Genomic DNA, 3352 nt, shown 5'->3' on the forward strand with positions numbered 1-3352 from the left:
GATCTGTAATAATTACTTTCTCTGCATTTGCAACATATTATTTCTGACATATACTAACCTTATTTGTGTTATTGTGCATATCATATCAGCTTTCTCAATTGTATGCTATATTTGTTTAGCAATGCCTAGTAATTTTTGTTATTATAAATAACAAAAAAAAATAAGTTTTTATTGAAAGCACATTGTTAATTAAATGAATATTGGGTTTGGCATAAAAATCACTTGACTAGATGGGAAGTTATAAATATTATCTGCTGACCACATTGTTTTAATTTTATAAATATTTGTAATGCCAACGATAAGTCAATTAGTTAGAAATCCTAGGAAATCTAAGGTGCCTAAGAATAAGGTTCCAGCTTTGCAAGGTTGTCCTCAAAAAAGAGGTGTTTGTGCTAGGGTGTATACTACTACTCCAAGAAAGCCGAACTCAGCTATGAGAAAGGTTGCCAGAGTAAAGCTTACTAATGGATATGAAGTAACTAGTTATATACCTGGTGAAGGTCATAATCTTCAAGAGCACTCTGTGATATTGATTAGAGGTGGTAGAGTAAAAGATTTGCCAGGCGTTAGGTATCACACGATTAGAGGTGCTTTAGATACTCAAGGTGTTCAAAAGAGGAAGCAGTGTAGGTCTAAATATGGAACAAAAAAACCTAAATCGTAAATAATATGTCAAGACGTAGAGCTGCAGAAATAAAGAGTGTTACTCCTGATGCAAATTACAAAAGCGTAGTAATTGCGAAGTTCATAAATTATTTAATGTATGACGGCAAAAAATCAAAAGCTGAAAAAATTGTTTATGAAGCTATTGAAAATCTTTCTAATAAAGTAAAGAAGGAGCCAATTGAAGCTTTTGAAGAAATTGTGGATAATTTAAGGCCCGCAATAGAGGTGAAATCAAGAAGAGTTGGTGGAGCAACTTATCAAGTTCCTATGGAAGTTAGGTCTTCCAGATCATTATCTTTAGCTTTGAAGTGGCTCGCAAATGCTGCGAGATCAAGAAAGTCTGAGAAAACTATGGTTCATAGACTTTCTGGTGAGCTTGTGGATGCCTATAATAAAAAGGGAATGGCATACAAGAAAAAAGAAGATACTCATAAAATGGCTGAATCTAATAAGGCATTTTCTCATTATAGGTGGTAATCATGAGTAATAGAGAAACTAAGATAGAAGATTACAGAAATATTGGTATAATGGCGCACATTGACGCTGGAAAGACTACCACTACGGAAAGGATACTTTATTATACTGGTAAATCTCATAAGATAGGTGAGGTTCATGAAGGTAATGCTACTATGGATTGGATGGAGCAGGAGCAGGAGCGTGGTATAACAATAACCTCTGCTGCTACTACTTGTTTTTGGAAAAGTAAAAGTGGTCATCAATGTAGGATTAACATCATTGATACTCCAGGTCACGTAGATTTTACAATTGAAGTAGAGAGGTCGTTAAGAGTTCTTGATGGTGCTATAGCTGTTTTTGATGGAGTTGCAGGTGTTGAGCCGCAATCAGAAACGGTATGGAGACAAGCCGATAAATATAACGTTCCAAGAATGTGCTTTGTTAATAAAATGGATAGGACTGGAGCTGATTTTTATAGATGTGTTGATATGATAGTCAACAGATTAGGTGCTAAACCTGCAGTCATGCAATTGCCAATTGGTGCAGAAGATGAGTTTTTAGGGGTTGTGGATTTGATATCAAATCAATCTATAACATGGAAAGATGATAAATTGGGAGCAGAGTATGAATATGGTGAAATTCCGGATGATTTGAAGGATAAGGCTGAAGAGTATAGAGCTGGTCTAATTGAGCTTGTAGTAGAGTCTGACGATGAATTGATGGAAAAATATTTGTCGGGCAAAAGCTTAACTATAGAAGAAATTAGGATTTGTGTTCGTAAAGGCGTTTTAAAGGGTTTGTTTATACCAGTTTTTTGTGGTTCAGCTTTTAAAAATAAGGGCGTGCAACCTTTATTGGATGCAGTGGTTGATTATCTTCCAAGTCCTGTGGATATTCATGCTGCAAAAGGGATGAAAGTATCAAATGATGAAGAAGTTGAAGTTAGGCCTTCAGATAGTAGTAAGTTATGTGCGCTTGCTTTTAAAGTTATGAACGATCCATTTGTTGGTACATTAACATTTGTTAGAATCTATTCAGGTATGCTAAAATCTGGTGTTACCGTGCAAAATACCACCAAGGATAAAAAAGAGCGTGTTGGACGTATGTTGTTAATGCATGCAAATAATAGAGAAGATGTGAAAGAGTGTTTTTCTGGTGATATAGTTGCTATTGCTGGATTGAAGGCTACAACTACTGGCGATACTCTTTGTGAGATAGGTAATGATATAATTTTGGAAAAAATGGAATTTCCTGAGCCAGTCATTGAAGTCGCGATAGAGCCAAAAACTACGCAAGATCAAGAGAAAATGTCGGTAGCAATAGCTAGATTAGTTGCTGAAGATCCTTCTTTAAGAGTAAGTACTGATTCTGAAACAAATCAGACAAAGCTTGCTGGTATGGGAGAGCTTCATTTAGAAATTATAGTTGATAGAATGAAGAGAGAGTTTAAAGTTGATGCCAATATTGGTGCTCCTCAAGTTGCTTATAGAGAGACTATTGGTGGTTCTTATGAAATTGATTATACTCATAAGAAGCAATCAGGTGGTGCTGGTCAATTTGCCAGAGTTAAAATTTTGTTTGAAAAAGCTGAGCCAGGCGATGGTTATCAATTTGTTAACAAGATTATTGGTGGTAATATACCTAAAGAATATATCCCAGCGGTTGAAAAGGGTATAGAGCAAATTAGTAAGACTGGTGTTCTTGCGGGGTATCCGCTTATAGATTTTAAGGCCACTTTGCTTGATGGAGCGTATCATGATGTTGATTCTAGTGCTTTAGCATTTGAGATTGCAGCCAAAGCTGCGTTTAGAGAAGGTATGAAAAAGGCGTCGCCGGTTTTGCTAGAGCCAATTATGGATGTTGAAGTTATCACTCCAGATGATTATATTGGAGATGTTATAGGGCATTTAAATAGTATTCGTGGACAGGTTCTAGGTATGGAGCCAAGGGGTAATGCGCAAGTTATTAGAGCTAAAGTTCCTTTAGCGACAATGTTTGGCTATGTTAATACTTTGAGATCTATGACTCAAGGTAGAGCTCAATATAGTATGCAATTTGCTAACTATGAAAGAGTTTCTCAGCATATTGCAAACGAAATTATTAACCAAGAAAAATAAAAAAGGAGAACGAAAAAATGGCAGAAGGAAAATTTGAGAGAACTAAACCGCACGTAAACACAGGGACGATAGGGCATGTGGACCATGGGAAGACGACGTTAACGGCGGCGATA

General features: G+C 36.2%; 4 protein-coding genes. All 4 read left to right on the forward strand.

What is annotated here, in order from left to right; translation table 11 throughout:
* The first annotated feature begins 289 nt into the window (after positions 1-289).
* On the forward strand, positions 290-664 hold the full coding sequence (rpsL, locus tag L8D11_RS04325; RefSeq protein WP_236870447.1) for a 30S ribosomal protein S12: 375 nt from the start codon (positions 290-292) through the stop codon (positions 662-664).
* Positions 665-669: 5 nt separating this feature from the next.
* Positions 670-1143 carry a 30S ribosomal protein S7 gene (gene rpsG, locus L8D11_RS04330; protein WP_236870448.1) on the forward strand — a complete coding sequence of 158 codons (474 nt, stop codon included), beginning with the start codon at positions 670-672 and terminating at the stop codon, positions 1141-1143.
* 2 nt (positions 1144-1145) lie between these two features.
* Entirely contained in the window at positions 1146-3239 is a 2094-nt protein-coding gene (gene fusA, locus L8D11_RS04335; RefSeq protein WP_236870449.1) for an elongation factor G, read from the forward strand.
* Between the two features lie 17 nt (positions 3240-3256).
* The coding region (locus L8D11_RS04340) for a GTP-binding protein (RefSeq protein WP_236870450.1) at positions 3257-3352 on the forward strand (96 nt) is incomplete at its 3' end.

The sequence above is a fragment of the Candidatus Bandiella numerosa genome (assembly GCF_021811875.1).
Lineage (GTDB): Bacteria > Pseudomonadota > Alphaproteobacteria > Rickettsiales > Midichloriaceae > Aquirickettsia > Aquirickettsia numerosa_A.